This window comes from Halobacillus rhizosphaerae (genome assembly GCF_046719735.1).
Lineage (GTDB): Bacteria > Bacillota > Bacilli > Bacillales > Halobacillaceae > Halobacillus_B > Halobacillus_B rhizosphaerae.
Map to the genome: position 1 here is coordinate 42,808 of NZ_JAUTWQ010000015.1, position 25,657 is coordinate 68,464.

Annotated in this window: 23 protein-coding genes and 1 pseudogene; 21 read left to right on the forward strand and 3 right to left on the reverse strand. The window is 38.8% G+C overall.

Translation table 11 applies throughout. The annotated features are described in order from the left end of the window. Window positions 1–179 precede the first annotated feature (179 nt). The 10 genes and pseudogenes from Q7A53_RS15820 (at window position 180) to Q7A53_RS15865 (ending at window position 9,844) form a co-directional block, all read left to right on the forward strand. Window positions 180–1,772, forward strand: a complete 1,593-nt coding sequence (locus Q7A53_RS15820; RefSeq protein ID WP_411790156.1) for an FAD-dependent monooxygenase — start codon at window positions 180–182, stop codon at window positions 1,770–1,772. A gap of 39 nt (window positions 1,773–1,811) precedes the next feature. Beyond that, entirely contained in the window at window positions 1,812–2,264 is a 453-nt protein-coding gene (locus Q7A53_RS15825; RefSeq protein WP_411790157.1) for a DUF6220 domain-containing protein, read from the forward strand. Between the two features lie 245 nt (window positions 2,265–2,509). Further along, complete coding sequence (locus Q7A53_RS15830) at window positions 2,510–3,973, forward strand: sensor histidine kinase (RefSeq protein WP_411790158.1); 1,464 nt, start codon at window positions 2,510–2,512, stop codon at window positions 3,971–3,973. Next, a complete protein-coding gene (locus Q7A53_RS15835) occupies window positions 3,970–4,656 on the forward strand; it encodes a response regulator transcription factor (RefSeq protein ID WP_411790159.1) in 687 nt (228 codons plus the stop codon). Before Q7A53_RS15830 ends, Q7A53_RS15835 begins: the two co-directional genes overlap by 4 nt. A 412-nt stretch (window positions 4,657–5,068) precedes the next feature. Next, window positions 5,069–5,290 (forward strand): SHOCT domain-containing protein, encoded by a 222-nt coding sequence (locus tag Q7A53_RS15840; protein ID WP_411790160.1) that lies wholly within the window; start codon window positions 5,069–5,071, stop codon window positions 5,288–5,290. Window positions 5,291–5,688: 398 nt separating this feature from the next. Further along, window positions 5,689–5,808, forward strand: a pseudogene (locus Q7A53_RS15845) (helix-turn-helix domain-containing protein); the annotation flags it as partial. 117 nt (window positions 5,809–5,925) lie between these two features. Then, window positions 5,926–6,261 carry a hypothetical protein gene (locus Q7A53_RS15850; RefSeq protein ID WP_411790161.1) on the forward strand — a complete coding sequence of 112 codons (336 nt, stop codon included), beginning with the start codon at window positions 5,926–5,928 and terminating at the stop codon, window positions 6,259–6,261. Between the two features lie 87 nt (window positions 6,262–6,348). Next, a complete protein-coding gene (locus Q7A53_RS15855; protein ID WP_411790162.1) occupies window positions 6,349–7,230 on the forward strand; it encodes an ABC transporter ATP-binding protein in 882 nt (293 codons plus the stop codon). A gap of 26 nt (window positions 7,231–7,256) precedes the next feature. Continuing rightward, a complete protein-coding gene (locus tag Q7A53_RS15860; protein WP_411790163.1) occupies window positions 7,257–8,870 on the forward strand; it encodes an ABC transporter permease in 1,614 nt (537 codons plus the stop codon). A gap of 287 nt (window positions 8,871–9,157) precedes the next feature. Beyond that, window positions 9,158–9,844 carry a copper homeostasis protein CutC gene (locus tag Q7A53_RS15865; RefSeq protein WP_411790164.1) on the forward strand — a complete coding sequence of 229 codons (687 nt, stop codon included), beginning with the start codon at window positions 9,158–9,160 and terminating at the stop codon, window positions 9,842–9,844. Between the two features lie 103 nt (window positions 9,845–9,947). Here the strand turns inward: Q7A53_RS15865 and Q7A53_RS15870 are convergent, their stop codons facing one another. After that, window positions 9,948–10,829 (reverse strand): sulfite exporter TauE/SafE family protein, encoded by an 882-nt coding sequence (locus Q7A53_RS15870; RefSeq protein WP_411790165.1) that lies wholly within the window; start codon window positions 10,827–10,829, stop codon window positions 9,948–9,950. Window positions 10,830–11,325: 496 nt separating this feature from the next. On the opposite strand from Q7A53_RS15870, the gene Q7A53_RS15875 reads away from it, so the two are divergent. Both Q7A53_RS15875 and Q7A53_RS15880 read left to right on the forward strand, forming a co-directional pair. Beyond that, window positions 11,326–11,988, forward strand: coding sequence for a hypothetical protein (locus Q7A53_RS15875; protein WP_411790166.1), 663 nt, complete (start codon window positions 11,326–11,328; stop codon window positions 11,986–11,988). A gap of 284 nt (window positions 11,989–12,272) precedes the next feature. Continuing rightward, window positions 12,273–12,611, forward strand: a complete 339-nt coding sequence (locus tag Q7A53_RS15880; protein ID WP_411790167.1) for a YciI family protein — start codon at window positions 12,273–12,275, stop codon at window positions 12,609–12,611. A gap of 224 nt (window positions 12,612–12,835) precedes the next feature. Here the strand turns inward: Q7A53_RS15880 and Q7A53_RS15885 are convergent, their stop codons facing one another. Then, window positions 12,836–14,254 (reverse strand): YfcC family protein, encoded by a 1,419-nt coding sequence (locus Q7A53_RS15885; protein ID WP_411790168.1) that lies wholly within the window; start codon window positions 14,252–14,254, stop codon window positions 12,836–12,838. 395 nt (window positions 14,255–14,649) lie between these two features. Here Q7A53_RS15885 and Q7A53_RS15890 point away from each other — a divergent pair, with 395 nt between their 5' ends. From Q7A53_RS15890 to vanZ-A, 9 genes are all read left to right on the forward strand, one after another. Beyond that, window positions 14,650–15,678, forward strand: a complete 1,029-nt coding sequence (locus Q7A53_RS15890) for a substrate-binding domain-containing protein (protein ID WP_411790169.1) — start codon at window positions 14,650–14,652, stop codon at window positions 15,676–15,678. Window positions 15,679–15,843: 165 nt separating this feature from the next. Further along, window positions 15,844–17,067, forward strand: coding sequence for an ABC transporter substrate-binding protein (locus Q7A53_RS15895; RefSeq protein ID WP_411790170.1), 1,224 nt, complete (start codon window positions 15,844–15,846; stop codon window positions 17,065–17,067). An 85-nt stretch (window positions 17,068–17,152) separates the two neighbouring features. After that, the gene (locus Q7A53_RS15900) at window positions 17,153–19,159 is read left to right on the forward strand and encodes a glycoside hydrolase family 31 protein (protein WP_459178596.1); all 2,007 of its coding nucleotides are present in this window, start codon (window positions 17,153–17,155) and stop codon (window positions 19,157–19,159) included. Between the two features lie 77 nt (window positions 19,160–19,236). Further along, entirely contained in the window at window positions 19,237–20,127 is an 891-nt protein-coding gene (locus Q7A53_RS15905; protein WP_411790171.1) for a carbohydrate ABC transporter permease, read from the forward strand. Window position 20,128: 1 nt separating this feature from the next. Beyond that, a complete protein-coding gene (locus Q7A53_RS15910; RefSeq protein WP_411790172.1) occupies window positions 20,129–20,947 on the forward strand; it encodes a carbohydrate ABC transporter permease in 819 nt (272 codons plus the stop codon). Between the two features lie 678 nt (window positions 20,948–21,625). Continuing rightward, a complete protein-coding gene (gene vanR, locus Q7A53_RS15915; RefSeq protein WP_411790173.1) occupies window positions 21,626–22,324 on the forward strand; it encodes a vancomycin resistance response regulator transcription factor, VanR-F/VanR-M family in 699 nt (232 codons plus the stop codon). Then, window positions 22,317–23,417 carry a HAMP domain-containing sensor histidine kinase gene (locus tag Q7A53_RS15920; RefSeq protein WP_411790174.1) on the forward strand — a complete coding sequence of 367 codons (1,101 nt, stop codon included), beginning with the start codon at window positions 22,317–22,319 and terminating at the stop codon, window positions 23,415–23,417. The genes vanR and Q7A53_RS15920 overlap by 8 nt, the downstream gene beginning before the upstream one ends. Window positions 23,418–23,519: 102 nt before the next feature. After that, window positions 23,520–24,449, forward strand: a complete 930-nt coding sequence (gene vanY, locus Q7A53_RS15925) for a VanY-A/VanY-F/VanY-M family D-Ala-D-Ala carboxypeptidase (protein WP_411790175.1) — start codon at window positions 23,520–23,522, stop codon at window positions 24,447–24,449. A gap of 43 nt (window positions 24,450–24,492) precedes the next feature. Continuing rightward, a complete protein-coding gene (gene vanZ-A / locus Q7A53_RS15930) occupies window positions 24,493–24,987 on the forward strand; it encodes a glycopeptide resistance protein VanZ-A (RefSeq protein ID WP_411790176.1) in 495 nt (164 codons plus the stop codon). Between the two features lie 213 nt (window positions 24,988–25,200). On the opposite strand, the gene Q7A53_RS15935 is transcribed toward vanZ-A, so the two are convergent. Next, a complete protein-coding gene (locus Q7A53_RS15935; protein WP_411790177.1) occupies window positions 25,201–25,650 on the reverse strand; it encodes a hotdog fold thioesterase in 450 nt (149 codons plus the stop codon). Window positions 25,651–25,657 lie beyond the last annotated feature (7 nt).

Sequence of the window (25,657 nt, forward strand, 5' to 3'; positions counted from 1 at the left end):
CCTTTTTATTTATTCGAAAATATGACTCAGGCATCAGGATCGCTAAACCGGTATCCCAGCATAGATCGCTTTAGGATGGACGTTTAAGAAAAAGTTAAGATTTTCTTAATAGAGAGATTAGATGCGTGTTTTACATTTAAATTGCCTTCAAAAAAGTTCTTATTAAGGAGTGTGAAAAGATGGAAACGAAAACTTCCGTGCTCATCATTGGTGGTGGGTTATGTGGATTGTCAGCTGCGTTATTTTTAGCCAATCGTAATATAGACTGTATCGTCATTGAAAGGCATCGGACGACTTCCATTCAATATAAGTTCAGTGGGATTTCTGCTCGGACTATGGAGTTGTATCGTCAGGTAGGAATTGAAAAAGAAATTAGAGAACAGCGGCAAAGACAAGAATCCAATAATGTGATCATCGCTAAAAATTTGCAAGATAAGGATTATAGAATCATGGAAATTGAACAGGCGGACACTAGTCAGCTAAGTCCCATCCGTCACGCGACTTGTGAACAGGATCGACTAGAACCGATTTTAAAAGAAAAAGCGGTAGAACTAGGAGCGGATATTAGGTTCCATACAGAGGTTACTGATATAAGACAAGACAAGGATAAGGTGAAAGTATCGATTAAAAACCTAAGTAACCAGCAAACTTCGGATATTCATGCAGCTTATGTCATTGCCGCTGATGGGACAAATGGTAAAACACGAGAAAGGTTAGGGGTCAATCGGCAAGGACCTGGTCTTCTACAGAATTGGTTAAATGTGATTTTTAATACTGATGTCGAACCTATGATCAATGGCCACACTTTTACGGCTTCGATGTTAGAGGATATTAATGGTTCATTGGTACCTAGAGAAGGGTCAACACGGTGGTCGATGTCCGTACAGTATTTTCCTCAAAAGGGGGAAAAGCTAAGTGACTATAACGAGGAACGATGTAAGGAATTAATAAAAAAAGGAATGGGCCGGGATAAGGTGAAAGGAAACATTGTCGATATTCGAAGTTGGGAAGCGGCTGCATGGATTGCCGAGCAGTTTGTAGTCGGGAGAACTTTTTTTATTGGGGATTCCGCCCATGTCATCCCTCCAACAGGCGGCTTTGGTGCTAATACTGGCATTCAAGATGCTTATAATCTTGCTTGGAAGCTGGGAGCAGTTATTAAAGGTCCAGCAGGTGAAGACTTACTAACGACCTATGAACAAGAACGACAACCCGTTGCTTATAAGACGATGCAGCAAGCGTTAGCACGACTGCAAGCTTGGTTTAAAGACCCGAGTAACAAACTTCCACCTGCAGAGAAAATCATTCCAGATAATTATGTGGTATTTGGGTATCGATATCAATCTGGTTGTCTTATTCCTGAAACTGGACAATTCAATCAAGAAATATTTGAAAATGCGAATAACCCGACAGCGGTACCTGGAGCACGGGCGCCACACCTGGACTTAAAGGGGAGTGGGGAAAGTGTTTCAACGATCGACTTATTCCTCGATCAGTGGGTGATGCTTACTGGAGAAAACGGGGAAAAATGGGAAGAAGCTATACAGCAGTCCAAGTGGGCTAATCAAGTAGCAAGCTATAAGCTTGGACCCAATGGGGACTTAAACGATGGAGGGAAATTTTTAGAAACCTATACGATTGAAAAAGATGGAGCGGTTCTAATCCGTCCTGACGGTTTCATTGCCTGGAGGTCTATGCAAATGAAAGATCATCCTGCTGAACTGATGGACGAAGTATTTGAACGTTTATTCTATGTACAAGAAAAAGATTAAAACGGTTTAGGGTTTGTAAGAATAAAGAGGAGGGACAATATGGAGAAATTATCTAGTTCCAAGAATAATCTAATGCAAGATCCAGTCCTGTCGAAGAGTACAAAATATGGACGGTATCTTTTTCTAGGGGCAGCCATTATTTTTGTGGTGTGTATCGTCACTCAGGTTTTCCTAGCCGGAATGGCCGTATTTGTAGACCCTGTAAACTGGTCTAAGCACGTGGCCTTCGTAAGGATTTTTAATTTTCTTCCTCTACTCATGCTCCTTTTTGCCATTATAGGAAAATTAGGGAAAGATCTTTATTCAGTGACCACCGCAATGATCATAATGATTGTGCTTCAATATATCACCGCAAACCTTACAGATGTAGTGCCTTATTTATCAGCTTTACATGTAATATTCGCGCTTATGTTGTTTGGTGCCTCCACGAATACAGTACGAATGAGTTGGAAAAAGATAACAGTGAAAGATTCCATCCAAACGGGTGGATAGAGAAGACAGGTAGATTGCCTGTCTTTTTTTGATCCACCTCTCTAGATTTATACTTTTGTAGTTAATGGCACGTTATAACAGGCGTTTATCTGTCTGTTTTGGGTTTACTAAGAATGGATTTAATCAATTTCTCAGGCTATATTAGATAAAGAAGCCCAGGCAAGTGTGAGTATTCATTCCATTATACTCATAAGTACGCGAAGAACATGAATTAAGGTTAATCAAAAATGTTGAGGATGAAGGATATGACCATACGTAAACGTCTCTTTATATCAAATGCAGCTATGATTCTCATGCCAATTATTATGTTAATTCTTTATGTTATTTTACTTAACTTATTTTTTGGGAATGAGCTACGCACCTTTACCAATCAATTTCATCAAGGGTGGAAGTCTCAGCCAGCTGTGGAAGATAATGAAACCTTTACTAATCTTAAGAAAACAGCTTCTCTCCATTCCGAGAAGTTAATCACAAAGGCTTATCTTGACCCTTTATCTGATAATTTGCAACAAGATCATTCAGGTATCGTTGTCCGAAAAGAAAATCAAGTGGTGTACCAATCTGAAATTCTTGAAAATACCATGGGTGAAAAGCTGCCATCTTTCGGGAACGAAGGCTACAATCCGATGGTATGGGCAGGGCATCACCAGTATTCAATAAGACAGCATGACTTTTTCTTCAAAGATGGTACAAAAGGCTCTGTGTATCTGATTAATAAAAACGAGCGTTTTTTTCACTTTGCTCGCAGGTTCTTCCCTATGATTTTTATTGGCATATTTCTAATTGTGGTGCTTACGAATATCATCCTTTCTTATCTCATGGCGCGGCGCATTCTACAACCAGTCAGGCAATTATCAGAGGCTGCTGATAAAATAAGTGAAGGTAACCTGGACTTTTACATGGAGTCGAAGAATAAAGATGAGCTAGGAAAATTGGTGAATACGTTTGACGATATGAGAGGAAAGTTAAAAGAATCACTGGAACTCAGGGAACACTATGAAAATAATCGTAAAGAGCTGATTGCGAGTATTTCCCATGATTTAAAAACCCCGCTCACCTCTATCCGTGGCTATGTAGAGGGGATTCAAGACGGAGTTGCTAAAACAGAGGATAAACTGGAACGGTATTTAGGTACCATTCGTAGTAAAGCCGAGTATATGGACCGCCTTATAAATGAATTGTTTCTTTATTCAAAGCTTGACTTAAAAAAAGAGCCATTCAATTTTGAAAAGGTCAAAATATCGCCATTCATAGAAGATTATGTAGAAGAATTGAAGTTTGAATTAGCTCAGGAAAATGTACAAGTATCATTAAATGTTCAAAAGACTGCTCATGCGATTGTTTCAATAGATCGGAACAAGATGATCCGTGTGTTGAATAATATCTTAAATAATAGTGTGAACTATGTGGAAAATGGAAAAGGACGTATAGAAATCGATGTGAATGAGCAGGAAGAAACGGTCATGATAAGAATTAGTGACAATGGCTCAGGTGTATCTATGGAAGAGATTTCGAATATTTTCAACCGTTTTTATCGCAGTGACCCATCAAGAAGTTCTAAAACAGGCGGAAGCGGCTTAGGCTTGGCCATTGCCTTACAGATCATAAAAGCTCACGGTGGTGAAATTTGGGCTGAAAATGGCTTGGAGCATGGTCTAAGTATTGTATTTACACTTCCGAAAATGGATGGAGAAGGTGAGAGTCTATGAAGCGGATCTTAATTATCGAAGATGAACGAAGTATCGCGGAATTAGAAAGAGATTATTTAGAGATCGAAGGATTTGAAGTGAAATTAAAAGGGGACGGTCATTCAGGACTAAAAGCTATGGAAGAAGAAGACTTTCAGTTAATCTTATTGGATTTAATGCTGCCTGAAGTGAGCGGATTTGATTTATGTAAGACTATACGAAAGAAAACGGATATCCCTATACTTATGGTAACAGCCAAGAATGAAGATATTGATAAAGTTCGAGGGTTGGGATTGGGAGCGGATGATTATATTGTCAAACCCTTTAGCCCAAGTGAGCTGGTAGCAAGGGTGAAAGCACATTTAGCAAGATATGAGCGGTTAATTCGGAAAGACAGCCCCGAGGATGAAGTTCATATTCGTGAACTTACGATCAATCGTACCTCGAGACAAGTATTTATTCAAGGTCATGAAGTCCAGTTAAGAGCCCGGGAGTTTGATTTACTTACCTTTCTAGCGATACATCCTAATCAAGTCTTTAGTAAAGAGCATCTCTTTGAGCGGATCTGGGGGATTGATGCAATGGGGAATACTTCGACGGTTACAGTCCATGTGAGAAAAATACGTGAGAAAATCGAATCTGATCCCGCATCCCCAGCCTTTATTGAAACGGTTTGGGGAGCAGGATATCGTTTTAAGAGATAACTTTAATCTGTTCAAATAATATGTAAAAATGTAACAAATTTAAGGTCGGATGAATAAAGGGGGAAACCTAATAGAGCGTCCTCTGAAAACCTCAAGAATCCCTGCAGATAAACCCGAACGATGGGAGTGGTCTTCCTTCATTGTTCGGGTTTAATCATGTTTAAGAGCCTTCTTTATTAGCCTCTATAAGTAAGTTCCCTAGTTAATAAACTTTTAATAATTGGTTAAGGGGGAGTTTAGAAGTGCCCGTTACAATAGAATTTGTAAGATGGTTAACCAAAAAATGATGTTGAAGGTCTCATTTAACTTAATTCGATGGAGAGTGCCCTTCAAATTATTTTTATACCGAGCTGGCTCTTGTCATGGCACAAACTAGTACAGCAAATTCATAAAAAATTAGGAGTTGATTAATGTGCATGAATGGGGATTTTTCCCACCGTTTGGTTTCTTCTTCTTTCTTTTATTTCTTGGTTTCTTTATCACCAATATCATCATGTGGAGACGCAGAAGGTGGGGGTGTTCTTACGGTCCGGACCAAAGAGGAGGCCGAGCAATTCTTGAGAGACGTTTAGCTTCAGGAGAAATTGATGTGGATGAATATAAGAGATTAAAGGCAGTTTTCGAGGAAGACTAAGTAGAATGGAAGACTATGCAGGAGTCCTTTAATAAATTCAGCAGCCACCCATACAATGATGACTGCTGTTTTATTACCGGAAGTATGTGGTGCCGTGGCATTTGTTCACATGATGCTCAGGGTATGGACGTCCAGTATTAAATAACCTTTTAAATCCATTAGCCTCTCACAAGTTCACTGGAACTTGTGAGAGGCTTTTTATTCTAGGATTCACTAAGATTCATCTTCATTTTAAGCTGGGCATAGATAATTTTTCCACCTTACTTAAATGATATTGACCAATGTGGTCATTGGTGCTATTCTTTAAATGACCAGATTGGTCAAATGAGCAACGGAGGGAGAGTGCAGTCATTAATTCAAATTTCCATAAATTAATCAATGAGAAGAAAGAGCTAATTATTAACGCATCGATCAAGGAATTCGTTCAAAATGGATTTGATAAAGCTTCCACAAACAACATTGTCAAAGAAGCACAAATCTCGAAGGGCTCATTATTTAATTATTTTAATAACAAGAGAGATCTTTATGTTTATTTAATTGATTACAGCGTGCAAATGATTGAGCAGCTTTATGAACACATAGATTTAACAGAAAGGGATATTTTTAAAAGACTCGAAAATATTGGAATACAGAAATTGTACATTCACAATAAATTCCCTCACGTCTTTGATTTCCTTGCGAAGTGTGTCCAGGAGGATTCTCCTGAAGTAAAGGATACGATTAAGAGTAAAGTGGATGAAGTCTATGCGCGAGGCACAAAGATTATCTATCAGGATATCGATTATTCCAAGTTCCGTGAAGACCTGGATATTGAAAGGGCGATTGAAATTCTGAATTGGACGATGTTCGGATTTGGGGATAAAGTCATTCAGCAAATCAGCAGCTTTGAAAACATGAGGGAATTCGGAGAGCAGTATCTCAAAGAATGGGAGTATTACGCGGAAATACTAAAACTCAGCTTCTATAAATAAGGTTAGAATAAAACACGTCTTGAGAGTGAACGATTCGCAGCCAGAACAGTCCATAGGAGATTAATACTTGAATGGGAGTGGAGTGTTATGTCGGAATTTGTGAATATTCAGGGGTTACAAAAGAAGTTCGGTAAATTTCAGGCATTGAGTGACGTCACATTTACGGTAAACGCTGGAGAAGTGGTTGGTTTTATTGGTCCTAATGGTGCTGGTAAATCGACGACCATCCGTATTTTACTTGGAATTATTAAGCGAGATGAAGGTACGGCAGAAATATTTGGGAAGGACGTGTGGAAAGACAGCCTGGAGATTCATAAACGTATTTCCTACGTTCCTGGAGACGTCAACTTGTGGGGGAACTTGAGTGGTGGGGAAATTATCGACTTGTTCCTGAAACTGCATGGAGGGGGAGACAAGGAAAAACGTGATGATTTAATTAAACGGTTTGAGCTGGATCCAAAGAAAAAAGCCAAGGGATATTCGAAAGGGAATCGCCAGAAGGTTGGCCTGATCGCGGCCTTAGCTGCTGAATCGGATTTATACATTTTTGATGAACCGACTTCAGGACTTGATCCTTTAATGGAGGCCATTTTTCAGGAAGAAGTGGAAAAACTCAAAGCAGCAGGGAAATCCATTCTGTTGTCCTCTCATATATTGAGTGAAGTAGAGCGCTTGGCGGACAGGGTGGTTATCATTCGCCAGGGGGAGATCGTGGAGGAAGGCAGTCTAGAGGAATTGCGCCATTTGACTCGGTCCACCATTACGATAGCAACAGAAAGGGATGTAGCTGAAATGGCCGGGGTGAAGGGCGTGTTTAATTTTGAGCAAAAGGGTCAACAAGCAATCTTTTCGGCGGAGCATCAATACCTCGATGATATTTTGAGGGAAGCAAGCAAGCTCGGGGTGAAGAAGTTTGAATCGGTGCCGCCTACGCTTGAAGATTTGTTCATGCGCCATTATGAAGGGTAATCGGCTTGAAAGGGGGAGGAAATACGATGGAAGAGAAAATTGCACGTTGGCCTATACTGTTCCTGCTCTACCTTAAACGCGATTGGAAAAAAATCATGGTCTGGGTGTTCGGTCTTGGGTTATTCTCCGCGGCTTACGTACCTGCTTTTCAAGAAATCGGGAAAGGGCAGGGGTTTGCGGGCATGTATGAAACGCTCAAGAATCCAGCGATGATCGCTATGGTAGGACCGACACCGGTGGAAAACGCTGCGGGTTATACGTTGGGGGCTATGTATTCTCATGAAATGCTGTTGTTCTGTGGCTTGTTTGCCATGGTCATAGCTGCTCTACACGTAGTCAGCCACACTCGAAAAGAGGAAAATCTCGGCCTCACTGAAATCGTGCGCTCCTTTCAAATCGGACGTCAGGCAAACTCTTTTGCCGTAATAATGGAAGTGGTGTTGATCAACGTCCTATTAGCTCTGTTTATCAGCGGTGTAATGATGAGCTTTGGAGCAGAGACGATTACGGTGGGAGGATCCCTTTTATTCGGCGCTTCCATTGGAATGGCTGGGGTTATCGGTGCCGGCATTGCTCTCGTTATGGCGCAGGTAATGCCTGCTTCCTCAGGAGCTACAGGTTCAGCACTTGGAATGATCGGTTTACTTTACATTATTCGGGCGGGAACAGACGTCTCCAATGTGGATCTGTCCATGTTAAATCCGATGGGGTGGACCTATTTAACCTATCCCTTTACGGAAAATCACTGGAGTCCGTTAATGTTTGCCTTCCTTTTCATTGTAGTCATGCTGATCCTTGCCTTTACCCTTGAAGGGGCCAGAGATGTGGGAGCCGGTTATCTGCCTGAAAGAGAAGGACGAGAAAGAGCGAGGAAATCATTATTGTCTGTTCGCGGATTAATGATCAGGCTAAACAAAGGCGTGATCATTAGCTGGTTGATTACCTTTGGGGTGTTGGGAGCTGCCTATGGTTCCATTTATGGTGACATGCAAACTTTTCTGGAGAGTAGTGAAATCGTGCAGCGGATGTTTACGCATTCAGGAGCATCCATTGAAGAATCATTCACAGGGACGATCATGATGGTCCTGATTGGTTTAGTTTCCATTTTACCCATTGTTTTAGTAAACAAACTTTATGCTGAAGAGAGCCGTTCGCACTTAAACCAGCTTTATGCGACAAGAGTTTCGCGCAGTCAGTTTTACTGGACGACTCTTGGTTTAGCCATGACTGCCAGCTTAGCCGGAATATTATTAGCAGCTGCCAGCCTTGGCGGGACAGCCATTTCAGTCATGGGAGAGCAATCAACAATGGGGATGATTGACTTTCTTGCAGCCGGCTATAACTTTCTGCCCTCCGTGTTATTCTTTACTGGTTTAGCGGCATTAGCTCTCGGCTGGGCACCAAAACTAGGGAAAGTGGTGTATATCTATCTTGCCTATTCCTTTTTACTAAACTATTTCGGAGGTATATTAGACTTGCCAGAATGGTTTTCAAATACAGCCATCCAAAGCTGGATCCCAAGATTGCCTCTGGAACATTTTGATATGTCCATATTTGTTGGGATCACTGTGATCAGCATAGCTTTCATGGTCCTAGGATTCTTTGGTTATAGCCGTCGTGATTTGGTAGAAGGGGCTTAACCCTTTAAGGTATATAGTGATAAGCTTGCCTTCTTTATAGAAAAATTCAACCCAATCGATGTGAAAAGCCTTCTATCACATCGATTGGTTTTTTTGCATGGAAATATGCAGGAGTTATGAAGCAAAAAAATATCTTTTTATTGAACATTTTGTAAATAATGATGTAAAGTGGATTCATATCGATAGGGCTAATACTTCAAAGGTGTTTTTAAACAACGAAGGGAATGCGTCGGGGTTTGGTATTAAACTACTGTATAAATTAGTGAAAGCTAGAAAGGAATTATTAGATGATTGAGTGTATTGTTGAAAATGAAAAGGACGCAAGTGAAGCGGAAATGAAAGGGATAGACAGGGTTGAATTAGTGTCTGCTATTCCACTGGACGGCTTAACACCTTCATATGGAACGATAAAAAATGTATTAAAAAAAATAAATATTCCTGTTCAGGTTATGATCAGACCTCATCATTATAGTTTTTTCTACAATAAAAGTGAAAAAGAAAATATGAAAGAAGATATATCTATATTTTATCAGTCGGGACATCGTTCCTTTGTTTTGGGAGCTGTCAATCAGGATGGGACATTGGATAGAGATTATTTAGAGGAGATATTCGATTGCTTTCCCCAAATTGAAATAACATTCCATAGAGCTTTTGATACAATTTTAGACCAAGAAGAGGCTTATCGTTCCATGATCATGTATAAAAAAAATATAAAAAGAGTGCTTACTTCTGGAGGGGCCCCTAACTGCGTTGAAGGGATTAAATCCTTATACAACTTGAAAACACTAGAAAAAGAGTTAAATGGTCCAAAGATACTTCCCGGCAGTGGTTTAACAATTGATAATTTACGGAAAGTACATAGCATTTTAAAGTCCGATGAATATCATTTTGGTAAAGGGCTTAGAGTCGGACAATTATTAACTCAAGGTTTCAGTGAAGAAAACATTAAAAAAGTTAAGCAGATCATTCATTAAAATATTTGGTTTAGGAGTGAATGAAGTGAAGGTCAAAATTATAATTAAATAGAGTCGGGAGAAGAGTCTGTTCATACAATCTCTTCTCCTTTTTACTAATTAATTAAATATAATTTGTTGGCGCCGGTGTCTTATATTTTCGGATCGATACTCCAATCGCTAGTACCCACCCTACCAGAAGAATTCCATAAATAATTAAAATGGCGTTTCCATTAATGTTCCATTCACTTAACAGGGTGTTCGCGTTAGTGAGAATAATAAACCCCCCTACTAATACTCCGAGAATAAAGGAAGGGATAACCCGGACTAACCAGGCGGCAAGGGGGGCAGCGATAACGCCACCCATAACGAAGGCACCTACCCAAAGCCAATTAAATTGTTCCCATCCAAGAAATAAAATAAATCCAAGAGTAGCTGAGATGGTGATAGCAAATTCACTCGTATCCACCGTTCCAATTACTTTCCTGGGAGTGGCTCCTTTTTGTGAAAGAAGAATGGGAGTGTTGATCGGCCCCCAGCCTCCGCCGCCAACTGCATCAAAAAATCCAGCTATGGCTCCAAGGGGATATAAGTATCTTTTCTTCCACTTCAGCTGTTTCGTTTCTGACCCTGACTGGATTGGTTGAAATAAGAAACGGAAAACAATATAAAATCCTAAAATTAAAAGAAAAGCGGAAATAAATGGTTTGGCTGCTTCTCCCGGCAAGCTGCTTAAAAAGGCAGCGCCACAAAAGGCTGTAATTGACCCAGGGATCATTAAAATAAGTACTAATTTTTTATCCACATTTCCAAATTTATAATGGGAGAACCCAGAAGCGGCTGTGGTTGCAATTTCAGACATATGGATAGATGCGGAAGCGATAGCGGGGGCAACACCGTAAGCGAGTAAGAGGGAAGAGGAGGTTAAACCAAAAGCCATTCCCAGCGATCCATCAATCAGTTGTGCAAAGAAACCGACAAAAGCAAAAATAATTAATTTCCTCATGTGTGTCATCTTCTCCTTTTTCAGTAAGTAAACTAAACCAATCCATTTACTCGGATTTGGGTTTAAAAAAATATTTTGGTAAAGGTTTTCAGCATATGAAAACCCGAAAGCCAGTAAAAGTAAGAGCTCTTCTTGGTTAAGAAGAGATTTGTGTGTCGTGCCTCTCCTTATTTTTAAACAAGTGGGAGAAATAATTTTCTTATCATATGTTCTTCCGCAATTTTTGTTATGTTTATTTTTTGAAAAAGGAGGGGGATGAGTGGGGCGTAAATCTTAATTTAATCGGAAATCTCCCTTTTGAATATCAATCTTAAGGGAGAATTTTTTTATTTTAACCCAATAGATGGTCACTCCATGCGCAGTCCATTTTAAAAGAACCCCTGCATGTAAGGAATAATTAAGGATAGGAGCGTCGAGAGTTAGGGTGGGGTGTATTTGTCCAATCATTCTTTATATCTATGAATACTCTAATAGAAACAAGAAAGGAGGTGTACGTATGCGTGAAAATTATAACGTTAGAAGACACACTGACACTGAGCAGGATAATAGGCTGAAACTGGAAGAAATGATTAAAAGAATTGAAGATAAGCTTGCTGAAACTAGTAATTCAAGCACCCACCAACAGCTTACTGATTTATTGACAGATCTTCAGGAAGTTCAGCAAGCCAACTGTCTTGCAATTCTATTCGATCAGTGTACGATAGAGTTCCCTGCTAATTCAGTTCAAACGGGTTTAGTGGAGCCTCCGTTTATAGTAAACGTTTTAAGTGATCCATTTTTCTTAGACTGCTGCATCACTCCAGTTCAAGTCTCAGCTTCTACCCCGTGCGGTGATGTAGAGGGGGTAACCGTGAATGAAGTGCGAGCGGTAGGATATATCAACTATTATTTTAACCTTGAATTCAGTACGTTTTTCAATAGTGGACAGAGCAATTGCGCGCTGGTCAATACTTTGCCATTCTCCTGTACGGGAACAACGTGTGCTGATAATGTGATCTGTTATACGTCATTAGAAGATTCCGATCCTTGTCCCGACTTCTGTAACTCTGGAGTACAGTCCGTCGCTGTCTTAGTCGCTGCTTCTCGAGCAGGTAACAAGGCGACCTTCACTTTTGATATCCTTCATTTGCTTCCGGATTGTAATAGCGATAATGAATAAGGTTATAAAATCGCTTCAACTATAATTTTTCAAGAATTGAATTCTAGACTAGTTGTAATTAAATGATCTTTATTGTGAAAGAACTCTGGGTAACTGATTCATAGTTACCATGGGGTTCTTTTTATTAGTTGAGCATCTAGACTTTTGAGAAATACGGGATGCTCAGTTATAAAAAGGTAGGAGGTAAGGCCTTATCTCTTAGAACTTAGTTTACTTAATAGAAGGAATAACTTTAGCTCTAGCGAATAAGTTCATATCGAACTTAAAAGAGGAGAGGTTGAACGATGAAGTTTCTTTGCTTGGCGTATGGAGATGAAGCGGGTTGGAATGGATTGAACGATAGCGAGAAGAAAGAAGTCTTGGCTCAAGATAAGGTGATACAGGAGCGGGGAAACCTGATGTCAGCCGTGCAGCCGAAAGTAACAGCTGTTCGGAATTGGAATAAAAACCTCAAAGTAACAGAAGGAACCGACGAACATCATGGACTCCCGCTTGCGGGGTTTTCTGTTATCGATGCTGAGAATGTGGAGGAAGTGGTCGACCTTGTTTCTAACACACCTTGTGCAAGGGCTAATGGTGTCATTGAGATTCGACCGTTTTGGAATGCAGGTGGTTCAGTGTGAGTGGGTAAGCGATTATTGATTCATGATGGTTGCGTTTCACTCTAAGTAGAGGTCAACCAAGGGGGACAATCCTCTGAATTCTGAAATGGAAAAATGACCAGAGAGAAGGACTCTGGTCATCTTTCCATTTCTATTTTATTGGAGATATGGATGCAGGAAAAGATAGCTATAACTAGATGAACAAGATTAAACGATCCCGCCTATCATTTACGATAAACAATTAATTAAACGGGGCCCCAGTTAATCAACACCCCTATGGAAAGCATAACGACCGCAATCACAACCCAGACCAGTAATAAAGGAAGCATCCATTTCGCCCACTTGATCCACGGAACACCTGCGACTGCTAAACTCGCCATTAATGGACCGGAAGTTGGAAAGATACTATTTGTGAATCCATCCCCAAACTGATAGGCTTGCACGGCTACTTGTCGGGTGATTCCCACCATATCGGCTAATGGAGAAAGGATAGGCATTGCAATCATGGCCTGTCCACTTCCTGAGGGGACAAGGAAATTCAAGACACCATTGGCGAGGAACATACCAAGTGCTGCAAAGACAGGCGACAGCCCCTCAAGTGGAACCGATAGTGCATTTACGGCTGTATCCAGGATCTTTGCATTTTCCATGACGATTAAAACGGCACGTGCCACACCGATAATCAGCGCTCCATAGACGAGATTTTGGCATCCATCCAGGAAAGTTAAGGCAACTTTGTTATAATTCATCCCGGCAATAAGACCTGATATGATCCCCAGTATAATAAAAAAAGCTGCCATGTGATTAATTGTCCATTTAAATTGGATCGTAGCATAAATAAAAAATATAAGCGCAACTCCCACAAAGGTGAGGATCCACTTATGACGCGCAGTAAAAGGCGCCTTTAAGTCTTCTTGTCTCGCTTCTTTTTCATCCAATACACCTATTAAACTTTTGGAAGGATCTTTTAACAGCTTTTTCGCATAGCTCCATGTATAGAAAATGGTGATTCCTACAATCACAATAAACGCGATAATTCTGAAAAGCATTCCAGAAAACAAAGGAATATCAGCTAAAGATTGAGCGATCCCTACTGTATAAGGATTTAAGAAACCGACGTTAAATCCAGCGAATGTTGCCCCGAACGTGATGGACACGGCAACGATGGCATCAAGCTTCAGAGCTCGTGCAATAATGACCCCAATGGCCACAAATGGAATAATGGCGTTCGCAATCACTCCAACGGCGCCTCCGATTGCAAATAGCGTAGAAACCACCGTGATCAGCAAGAATTCTTTCCCTCTCGTTTTATGTACTGCTCTCAGAATCCCACCTTTAATCGCTCCAGAGCGTTCAACAACTTCAAATGCTCCTCCCGCAAATAACACTAAGAATATCAATCCCGCAGACTGTACCATTCCTTCTTGCAAGGCAAGGAAAATATCCATAAACCCAGCAGGACTCCCATCCACTGAACTGAATGTACCGGGGATTACCCGCTCCACACCATCAATGGTTTCCCGTTCAAATGCACCAGAAGGAACGAGATAGGTTGCAATTACTGCTAATAATAGGACTGCGAAAAGAATGACATATGTATCGGGCATTTCCCATCTTCGCTTCTTTTCTGCTTGTGGACTTAACGATCGATCTGGTAAACTCATATTCTTCTCATCCCTTCTGTTGAATATTTATACAATTTCACACCCAATAATTCCGTATTTACGTTTGGTCTGAAAAAGATATTGTATAGTATATAAATAAATTGGAATATTTGCAAAATTATATCAAATAATGAGGAATTTGGAGGATTTTATGATTAAAACTTTATTTGAAAAAGAGATGGTCTATTTTTTTATAAAAGGGGGGAGAGAAACAAGGTTGTTGAACAGTTGATTATATTCAGATAATTTAAAAAATAGTTTGACATTAGGAGATAACAGAATTATGCTAGTATCAACGGTATTTGAAAGCGGTATCATCATATCGTTTTTTTATTAAACTAAAATGATGAACGTTAATCATTTTGTTCCTTACTAATTTGATGGGCGGTGTTACTTTGAAGGTAACTGCTAAAACAATTGCGCAACATTTAAATATTTCACCTGCTACAGTTGATCGAGTTTTTAATAACAGAGGAAATGTAAGTCAGAAAACAGTAAAAAAAGTGTTGGATAAGGCGGATGAACTGAATTACAGACCGAATAAATCGGCTAGTTTTCTTTCTAAGAAGAAAAATCTACGTATTGCTTATGTAATTCCCACTTATCCAGTTTATTTTTGGAAAGAAATCGAGTTTGGGATAAAAAATGCTTTAGAAGACATACAAGATTATGGATTCGATATAGAAATTTATAAAGTTCCTTACAAAACTAAGGATCAAATAAACGTAGTGAAAGAAATTGTACAGTCACAATCATTTGATGGAATGATTATATGTCCTACAGATGATTTATCACTTACAGAACTAATAAATGCAGAGATTGAGAAAGGCTTTCCCATCTATACATTTAATAATGATTCCCCTTCAAGTAAGAGACTATCTTATGTGGGTGCCGATTATCGTGATGCCGGAGGTTTAGCAGGAGAATTATTAAATCACTTTACAAAACAGTCAAAAAATTTAGCTATTATTGTGGATGAGGTCAGTACGTTTCAAATGAAGGAGAAGGGCAAAGGGTTCAAGGAGTTTATTAAGCATTACAATGATTTAAATTCACTAAATACAATAAAAATTTATGACAAAAATGTCGAGAAGTCCCTTACTCATTTGAAATCAACAGTTCACAAGATCGATGGGATCTATGTGGCTAGTGGAGTATTAGCGGATGTCGCTGAACAAATAAAAACATTCAACCTTACGAAACCGCCAATTCTCATCGGGCATGATATGAATTCCGAAATTTATCAATTATTACAAGAAGATATGATTACGGCTACCATATGTCAGAACCCTGTCTATCAAGGGAGTCTTTCTGTAAGATTAGCCTTCAATCACTTAATGCTTGAAAAGGGAATCAAGAAGAAAGAAAACATTGTGAAGTTAGAAATCGTAACAAAGGGAAACTCAAAATATTACTACAACTGAAATTTTGGTTGTATTTTTATTTATAAAATAATGATGAACGTTAATCATTTTGTTCATCATTGGAAGGGGGAATCAGTCTCTAGAGCGGTGTGTTAAGGCAGTGGATGGTGTTGAAGTTGGAGTCACTCTTTACTTACTCAATACAAAACGAATGGAGCGTGTCAAATGAAGAAAAGTTTTTTGATAGTCCTCATAATTTTTATGGTGTCGTTTATGTCTGCATGTAGTGGAAACGGCCAGGAAGCTAGTGGAGATGCAAACGGCAAGAAGGAGGTACTGATTTGGCACCATTATACAGGGTCTGCAGATGTCCTCGACAAATTGATTGATGAGTATAATAGCTCGCAAGATAAGTTCATGGTAAAGGAAGAGTATGTCCCCTTCAATGAAATGAACAGACAGCTTTCAGTAGGGTCAGCAGGAGGCAGTTTGCCAGATCTCATTATCGCGGACACCGTTAATAATGTTTCATTGGCCTCAATGGGCATTCTAGCTGATCTTTCAGACAAAGTTAAGGAATGGGGTGTGAAGGAGAAATTTTTGAATGGACCGATGAACTCAACGGTGTATAAAGATAAAAACTATGGTCTCCCTCTTACTACAAATGCCTTAGGTCTTTTTTATAACAAACAATTATTAAAAGAGGCAGGTATCTCAAAGCCTCCTAGCACATGGGATGAGTTGGAAGAGGCAGCAGGAAAACTTACGACGGATGATGTAAAAGGGTTTGGACTATCAGCCGTGAAATCTGAAGAATCTACGTTTCAATTTTATCCGTTCATTTACTCTGCTGGAGGGGATTACAGGAATTTGGATTCCCCGGAGGTTGTGGACACGTTTCAGTTTATCAAAGATCTCTTGGATAAAGGGTACATGAGTCAAGATGTGTTGACGGCGACTCAAGATGATCTCTCGAGTATGTTTGAAGCAGGGAACCTGGCAATGATGATTAATGGACCTTGGATGATCGATCAGGTAAATGAAAGCGGTATCGACTATGGCGTGACTTATATCCCTAAAGATGAAAAGTTCTCATCAGTCACAGGTGGAGATAATATTTCCATAACGAAAGATGGAAATGTAGAGGGAGCCTGGGACTTTGCGAAATGGCTTCTTGCACCTGAACAGAATGAACAATTTGCAAAAGGAACGGGGTATTTCCCAACGCGTAAGGATGTGCTGGAGGAAGCAGATTATTGGAAAAATGAAGATAAGGTTAAAGAATTTATACCCATTATGGAAGTAGCAGAAGCACGTGGACCATCTGCAAATTGGCCAAAGGTCTCTGAATCAATTCAACTAGCTATTCAAGAGGTGCTTACAGGTACGAAATCACCTGAGAAAGCATTGAAAGAGGCCGATCAGAAAATAGAAAAAATCGAAGAATAAACAGGAGCCCGTTTGCCTTCTTTCTATGGAATAAAGTAACCGGGTGCTCCTGAACTAATAAATATAAAAAATGGAGTTGGAGAATGTGGATAGTGTGTTTAAAACAGAAGGAAATCGACTGATTCGGGAGTACGACAGTGAGAAAGTTTGGATAGAACCTTGGGGGTCAGACAGTTTACGTGTGCGGGCTACTTTTCTAACCACCATGGAAGAAAAGGACTGGGCCTTGTTACCTGTAGAAGATAACGAAGCTACACTCGAAATTAAAGAGGATCAAGCTTCAATTACCAATGGAAAGATCAGAGCTATTATGACAGCTGCTGGAAAGATTACTTTTTATAATCAAAATGGAGATCTCCTCTTGGAAGAGTATGTAAGAAATCGTAAGAATGTTAAAGATTTTTGCAGTGCCTTAAAGATTGACGCAAGAGAGTTTAAAGCTAATCTTGGAGGGGATTTTCAGTTAACTCAGCACTTTGAGTCTAATCCTGAAGAGAGGCTATATGGAATGGGACAGTATCAACAGCCTTACTTAAACTTGAAGAATTGTACGTTAGAGCTTGCCCAACGAAATTCTCAGGCAAGTGTTCCATTTACTCTTTCCAGCCTTGGGTATGGATTTCTTTGGAACAATCCCGCCATTGGACAAGTCACATTTGGAAAAAACATAACCGAATGGACAGCTAAATCGACCAAACAGCTTGATTATTGGATTACTGCCGGGGACTCTCCCGCTGAAATAGAGGAGTCCTATGCAAAGGTGACAGGAACAGTACCAATGATGCCGGAGTACGGGATGGGCTTTTGGCAATGCAAATTACGTTATCAAACTCAAGAGGAACTGCTGGAAGTCGCGCGGGAATATAAAAGAAGGGAACTGCCTATTGATGTTATTGTAATTGATTATTTCCATTGGCCAACACAAGGAGATTTCCGGTTTGATCCAGAGTATTGGCCTGACCCTGAAGGGATGATTGATGAACTAGAACAAATGGGAATTAAATTGATGGTTTCGATTTGGCCAACCATTGATAAGAAAAGTGAGAATTACCAGGAAATGCTTCAAAAAGGGTATCTGACTAGGACTGAAAAAGGAATTCGCATTACCCATGACTTTTTGGGAAATACCGTTTACTTTGATTCCACTAACCCTGGAGCAAGAGAGTTTGTATGGGAGAAGGCAAAAAAGAATTACTACGATAAAGGGGTTCGAATATTTTGGTTAGATGAAGCAGAACCCGAATATAACGTGTATGACTTTGAAAACTACCGGTATCATCTAGGGTCAAATGCGCAGGTCGGAAATATTTACCCGATGATGTTCTCCAAAGCATTTTATGATGGCATGACAGAAGAAGGGCAGGAAAATGTCGTAAATCTGGTGCGCTGCGCCTGGGCAGGCAGTCAACGCTACGGTGCTTTAGTATGGTCGGGGGATATCGATTCCAGTTTTGAATCGTTGAAGAATCAATTTACGATCGGGTTGAATATGGGGCTTGCTGGTATTCCATGGTGGACCACGGATATTGGTGGTTTTCATGGGGGGGATCCAAATGACGAAGACTTTAGAGAGTGTATGATTAGATGGTTTCAGTACGGCGCATTTTGTCCTGTGTTTCGATTGCATGGAGATCGAGAACCGCATTCAGAACCTTTAGGGGCAAGTGGTGGCGGAATGTGTCCGAGCGGTGCAGATAATGAAGTGTGGAGTTATGGAGAAGAAGCCTATCAAATATTCAAGAAATACATGCAAATGAGAGAACGTTTGCGACCTTATATAAGAAGAATAATGGAAGAAGCACATGAGAAAGGAACCCCTTTGATGAGGCCATTATTTTATGATTTCTCACATGATTTAGAAACGTGGAAAATCGAAGATGCCTACATGTTTGGCCCCGATTTATTAGTAGCACCTGTTATGAATCAAGGGCAGCGATCGAGAACAGTTTATCTGCCAAGTGGCTGTAAGTGGACAAATGCTCATACAGGAACGGTTCATGAAGGGGGTACATACGTGGAATGTGATGCACCTCTTGATACCATTCCGTTATTTTTGATAGAGGGTGCAGATCTATCAATACAAGAAAGGTGAATGACATGTTAATTAGTAAGTTGTCTAATTTACCAGCATCTCATGAGAAAGGACAAGAAAAGAATAGGAGGACTTCTATGTTTAGAAAATTTGGCAGACGGATGGAAGGATATTTCTTTGTTCTTCCTGCTGTCATATTTATGCTTCTCTTAATCGGATATCCCTTGCTCTACAACATCATATTAAGTTTCCAAAATGTAGACCTTAGCAACCTGTCCTCACCTGACAAAGCCTTTGTGGGATTTGAAAACTATAAAAATCTAGTTCAGGATAACGCCTTTCGTACTGCAATTACAAATACATTAATCTATACGGTTGGGAGTGTTTTTGTTCAAGTTATAATCGGATTCCTCTTAGCCCTGTTTTTCAGTATGAAATTTAAATTAGCAGGTGTACTACGGGGGTTAATGATGATTAGTTGGTTGATCCCTATGACGGTTACTGCACTCCTATTTAAATTTATGATGGGTTCAAACGAAGGGATCATCAACCAGATGTTATTATCTTTAAATTTCATTGATCATCCCGTCGGCTGGCTCTCGGATCCTAAAATAGCATTGTGGAGTGTCATTATCGCTAATATTTGGGTAGGTATACCATTTAATATGCTCTTACTATCGACAGGGTTGAGCGGGCTTCCAAAAGATGTGTATGAAAGTGCGAGCTTGGATGGAGCCAACTGGTTCCACAAGATGATTTACATCACCCTTCCTTTACTTAGACCAGTTATAATGGTAGTCCTTATGCTTGGATTCATCTATACATTCAAGGTATTTGATATCGTTTACGTTATGACTGGTGGAGGTCCGATTAACTCAACGGAGGTCCTTTCAACGCTTGCCTTCCAGTATTCTTTCACAGATTTTGATTTTAGTGTAGGGGCTGCTGCTGCAAACGTCCTGTTTCTCATCTTATTCGTTATTAGTCTAGTTTACCTAAAAATGATAAAGAAAGATGAGGTGCTTTAGAATGAGCAGAAGGAAAGACTTTATCTTAAATGTAGTCGGAATTGTGATTGTAGTATTATTCTTATTTCCGGTCTACTGGATGATTATCACTGCATTTAAATCACAGTCTGAAATATCTCAATCACCACCGACATTTTTTCCGGAAAATTTTCAAGTAGAAAGCTTTGTGAATGTCATTCAAGGTGGAGTAGGACATTATTTTCTAAATAGTCTAATCATAGCAGGGTCCGCGACTATTTTAGTAATAATTTTGTCTGTACCGTCAGCTTATGCATTAGCTAGATTTAACATTAGAGGAATTAAGACCATTCTTCTCATTTATTTAGTTACACAAATGCTTCCAGCAACGGTTGTTCTAACACCATTGTTCATTGTGTTCAATCACCTCCATTTATTAAATACTTATTTTGCACCCATTTTGGCAACAGCAACACTTGGCGTGCCTTTTTCAGTTCTTTTGTTACGAACTTTCTTTATTGGAATTCCTAAGGAGTTAGAAGAGGCTGCTACTATAGATGGCTGCAGCCGTCTAAGGGCTTTTCTGCAAGTGATCGTACCAGTTTCTCTGCCTAGTATTTTAGTTTGCGGAGCCATTTCTTTCTTTTTTGCTTGGGGAGACTTGATTTACAGTATCACATTTAATAGAGATCAGGATTTATGGCCACTGACAGCTGGCGTATTTAATGCGATTGGACGGTATGGCATTGAATGGAGCAGCTTGATGTCCTTTGCAACGATATCAGTAATCCCTGTAATTGTTATTTTCGTAGCTCTTCAAAAACAATTAATAGAGGGTTTGGTTAGTGGATCCGTCAAATAGAGGTCTACAGAACTAAAGGTAAGTATTAATGTTTTGCCAATACCTTTTTAATTTCTTAAGAATCCATTTTTAAAGAGAGAAAACTCACCGCTATATTCTCAACGTCTTTACAGGATGTTGTGAAAATTGACGATAAATTCTGGTTGTTTAAAGTTGCTTGGAGGAGAGAGAACACGAATGCCATTCCACTCTATTGAATATCATTATGGAGTTAGTCATTATCCAATTAGTTCCGTGGGCTTGCATGTTTCCGATCCCAAGGGGGTCAAATTTATGGATAACCGTCCCTAATAGGGATAATGACGAATGTGCCATTTTTTACAACAACTATAAAAAAGTAATTTGAACTCCAAGTGATAAATATCCATTTACGAGACGATTGCATTCTAAGTGATCGTCTTTTTTTTATTTGCTTGAAACTTCTCAGTAAATAATTTCGTTTATAAAGTTAGGTGCGTTGAAGAAAGGAATGTTTTGTTTTATTTGTGGGGTATCTATGATCTGTGTCCGAGATACATTCTTGAATAAAACAAGGGGATAATAGATAATAAAACACAATCTCTACCTAATGATCAGATAGTTAGGAGTCTGATGATTAGGTAAGAAGGATGAAGTTTTTTAAGGCTTCATCTTACATAAAATGCTCAAGAAATGTAGCTTGTTGTAGGAGTGGAAAAGATGAAAAATATATCAATTTTAATTGCTGAAGATGAGGAGGAGATTGCTGATCTAATTGAAATCCACCTAGAAAAAGAAGGATACAGGGTTATTAAAGTACCTGATGGGCAAGAAGCGATCGATGTGATCCAGACACAATCCATTGATTTGCTGATTTTGGATATTATGATGCCTAAATTGGATGGATATGAAGTAACCCGGCAAATTAGAGAGAAATATAACATGCCTATCATTTTCTTAAGTGCGAAAACTTCGGATTTTGATAAAGTACAGGGTTTAGTGATTGGAGCAGATGATTATATAACGAAACCATTTACCCCTATTGAATTGGTTGCACGAGTAAATGCTCACTTAAGGCGATTTATGAAATTGAATCAACCTAAAGCAGCGGATAATAACGACGTCTTGGAATTTGGAGAAATAGTGATCTCTCCTGATCATCGCACCGTTTCGCTTTATGGTGAAAACATCGAGCTGACGCCGAAAGAGTTTGATATTTTGTATTTATTGGCCAGTCATCCAAAGAAAGTTTACAAGGTCGAAAATATTTTTCAGCAGGTTTGGGGTGATGCCTACTTTGAGGGTGGTAATACGGTAATGGTGCATATTCGTACGTTGCGAAAAAAGCTAGGAGAAGACAAGAGAAAAAACAAGTTAATCAAAACTGTCTGGGGAGTGGGGTACACATTCAATGGCTAACTTTCGCTCCAGGTTAATCCTATTATTTGGTTTAAGTATGCTTCTTAGCGGTATTATAACTTACTTAATTTTTAAAGGACTGCAGCTTTATTATTATACTATGGTTGATCGCACTGACCCATTGGCCCAGCTTCGTCATTTCATAGAAAGTGTGGGAGACTTTAAATTCTTTTTTATCCTGTTTATTCTACTTTCAATATTGGTTTTCTATTTATTCACCAAGCCTTATTCTACCTATTTTAATGAAATATCAAATGGAATTGATTATCTTGCTGCTGGGAATTTTCAGCATAAGGTTAATATTCAATCAAATGATGAATTTGGAGATATTGCAAAAGCCATTAATCAAGCAAGTGAAAAATTAGAGGAAGCTATACAAAGAGGCGATTTCTCCGAAAACAGTAAAGAACAGTTAGTTGTTAATTTGGCGCATGATTTGCGAACTCCGCTAACTTCTGTGTTAGGATATTTAGATTTAATCCTTAAGGATGAACAATTATCTGAGGAACAAGTTAGACATTATTTAACCATTGCCTTTACTAAATCTCAGCGTTTAGAGCGACTAATTGATGAATTATTCGAAGTTACTAGAATGAACTACGGCATATTACCACTTGAAAAAAAGCCAATTAATTTAAGTGATCTTCTTCTTCAATTAAAAGAAGAATTGTATCCTCTTTTTGAGAAAAATAATTTGATTGCTCGAATGGATGACCTGCCCCGCTTACTCATTATGGGGGATGGAGAGATGTTAGCTCGAGTGTTTGAGAATCTTTTAACCAATGCCATTCGTTATGGATATGAAGGTCAGTATGTAGATATTACGGCGTTTGTTGAAGAAGACGATGTGGTTGTTCAAGTGGTTAATTATGGAGATAGTATTCCTTCAAATGAACTCCCGTATCTTTTTGATATGTTCTATACCGGTGACAAATCACGAACTCATCAAGAAAATAGTACAGGCATTGGTTTATTTATAGCAAAAAATATTGTAGAGCAGCATGATGGAACGATTCATGTCGAAAGTAGTTTAATACGTACTGTATTTGAAGTTCGTTTGCCAAAGGAAAGTGTTCCAATTGATCATGTATAAAATTTTATAAAAGGATTTAAGAAAAATTTAAAATTTACCCTACTCTTTATTTAAAAAGTTTTTCCTATTCTAGAATCAATAAGAATGAGGAGGATCGCGAAAATGAAGAAGTGGGGTTTTTTGTTGTTATTTTTATTGGGGTTAAGTTTTGCCTTTTTAAATAAAGCACCAATATTTCAAAATAAAGTAGAAATTCAAAAATATGAGCAACATGAAGAAGGGCAAATAGGAGAAAGTATAACTTCTAAAAATATTAATACGAAAAAGTTAACCATATCAAAAGACCAGGTTTATCAGGGAGATTTGCTCTTAATCAACGACAAATATCCTGTTCATCAAGACAGTGTAAAATCAGATGTCGTCAATTTATCTAAACATAAGAACTTGGTAAAGGGATACGGTTTACTTCATCCTAACATTTATATGTCAAAAGAAATTGATCGGAAATTTTCAGAGATGGTCAGTGATGCTGATAGGGATGGGGTTAATCATTTTTTAATCGATAGTGGATATCGCAGCTTTGCAGAGCAGGATAAACTATACAATGAAATGGGTGCTTCTTACGCTTTGCCTGCAGGTTATAGTGAACATAACTCAGGATTAGCGCTAGACGTGGGATCAAGTTTAACAAAAATGGAGTCAGCACCTGAGGGACAGTGGCTGAAAGAAAATGCTTGGAAATACGGGTTTATTTTACGTTATCCCAAGGGCAAAAAGGATGTTACTGGAATTCAATATGAGCCATGGCATTTCCGTTATGTGGGATTACCTCACAGCGCAATTATGAAAGAAAAGAATTTCGCTCTCGAAGAATATATGGGTTTCCTTAAAAACCAAAAGGTAATTTCAACGACTATAGATGGTGAAAAATATGAAGTCTCTTATTACCCTGTAACAAAAGATCGGTCCATTCAAGTGCCCACCAACCTACATTGGGAGATATCAGGCAACAATGTGGATGGTGTAATTGTGACAGTGTTTCCTGGGAGCACCACAAGCCATGATGACAGAATGAAGCAGGGAAAGGAATGAACAGTATTATTTAGTCTATTATTAAGGAGTTGGAGAAGGAAATATGAGGAGATTATTCTCTAGAGGATTGCTAGCTTTATATTTAGTTCTATTAATCTGGTTAATATTATTCAAATTGCAATACAACATTTTGTCAGTATTTCATTATCAACATAGAAGTCTTAATTGGGTTCCATTTGCTGATCATTCAATAGAAAGTGGTAATTATAGGGAAATGGTAGATAATATCATTATATTTATACCTTTGGGATTGCTATTGAATGTTAATTTCAAAGAAGTAAGATTCTTTCCTAAGTTGGCGTTTATAATGGCCTTAAGCCTTACTTTTGAATTCATTCAATTAATCTTCGCAATTGGCGCCACGGATATAACAGATATAATTACAAATACTTTTGGTGGATTTCTTGGGCTGAAATTATATGATGTAAGCAATAAGTATTTGAGTAATAAGAAATTAGACAGAATTATTATTTTTGCTGGGATACTTTTGCTCGTAATTATGCTTTACTTTCGTACTCATTTGATAATTATGTATTAATAGTTTCTTTATATCAATGGATTACTTCTTATATCGAACCTATTTTAGGAAAGCTAATAAGTAATGGAAATGAAATCTATTTTAGAGGAGAAAATGACGACAGATGTAATTGGTATTTCTATTGGGCTTTTATATTCTTAAGAAGATGCCTCTATCCGGAAGGAATAATAGTAAAAAACAAGACCATAGGTGCATAGACCTATGGTCTTGTTTTTATTCGATTGGAATAAAATAATGTTCTTTCCTATAAGCAGTTGCATCCATAGTCGCGATAAGTTCACCATCACTTTCTATTCTTATATTGTACCAAGAAAGCTTATGGTTTTTATTTTGTTCTGTAGCTATTGCGGTTAATTGGGCTCCAGGTTTACCGGCGGTCATAAAATTCATTGTTGTGGATAAACCTACTGCGGTTTTACCGTAAGAGTTACAAGCACATGCGAAAACATAATCAGCGATGGCAAATGTAACAGCCCCGTGGACTGTTTGATGAGAGTTGAGCATAAAATCTTTTATCGTCATCTGAGCTTTTGCCATGCCTTCTTTGATTTCTATTAATTGAATACCCAAATGATTGGCATAAGTATCCTGCTCCATAGTTTTAAAGATTTCTTCTTTATATCTAGAGAATATATTTGCTTCTTCCTCAAAGTTATTCTTCAAGAAACTC